General features: G+C 66.9%; 2 protein-coding genes. Both read left to right on the forward strand.

The annotated features are described in order from the left end of the window. On the forward strand, nucleotides 1-484 hold a 484-nt coding region (locus BRAO375_RS26680; protein ID WP_035642401.1), incomplete at its 5' end, for a response regulator. 25 nt (nucleotides 485-509) lie between these two features. Next, nucleotides 510-671 (forward strand): chemotaxis protein CheW (locus BRAO375_RS38725; protein ID WP_035642403.1); only part of this gene is annotated, 162 nt, incomplete at its 3' end.

Raw genomic sequence — 671 nt, forward strand, 5'->3', positions numbered from 1 at the left:
CACCGAGGTGATCGACGTCGGCCACTTCCTGCCGATGGCGTTCGCCGACTGGTTCATCCGCAAGGAGATGGCGACGGAATCTCAGACGCAGTCGGTGCTCCTGGTCGACGACTCGCCGTTCTTCCGCAACATGCTGGCGCCGGTGCTGAAGTCGGCGGGCTACAAGGTGCGCACGGCGGCCTCGGCGCTCGAGGGCCTCGCCACGCTGCGCTCCGGGCACACCTTCGACATCGTCGTCACCGACATCGAGATGCCGGAGATGAACGGCTTCGAGTTCACCGAAGCCATCCGCGCCGACCAGAACCTGCACCAGCTGCCGGTCATCGCGGTGTCGTCGCTGGTGTCGCCGGCGGCGATCGAACGCGGCCGCCAGGCCGGCCTCTACGACTACATCGCCAAGTTCGACCGTCCGGGTCTGATCGCGGCGCTCAAGGAACAGATCGAGGAACGGGCCCGCGCCGACGCGGCGAAGCGTGCGGCGTAACGGGGAAGGGCAGGAGTAGCGTGCAATGAGCAGCAAGATTGAAACCACCGAGGGCGCCGTCGTCGAATACGTCACCGCGATGATCGGAGGCCAGCTGTTCGGCCTGCCGATCTCGCGGGTGCAGGACGTGTTCATGCCGGAGCGGGTGACGCGGGTGCCGCTGTCGTCCAGCGAGATCGCCGGAGTG

This window comes from Bradyrhizobium sp. ORS 375, assembly GCF_000239775.1.
Lineage (GTDB): Bacteria > Pseudomonadota > Alphaproteobacteria > Rhizobiales > Xanthobacteraceae > Bradyrhizobium.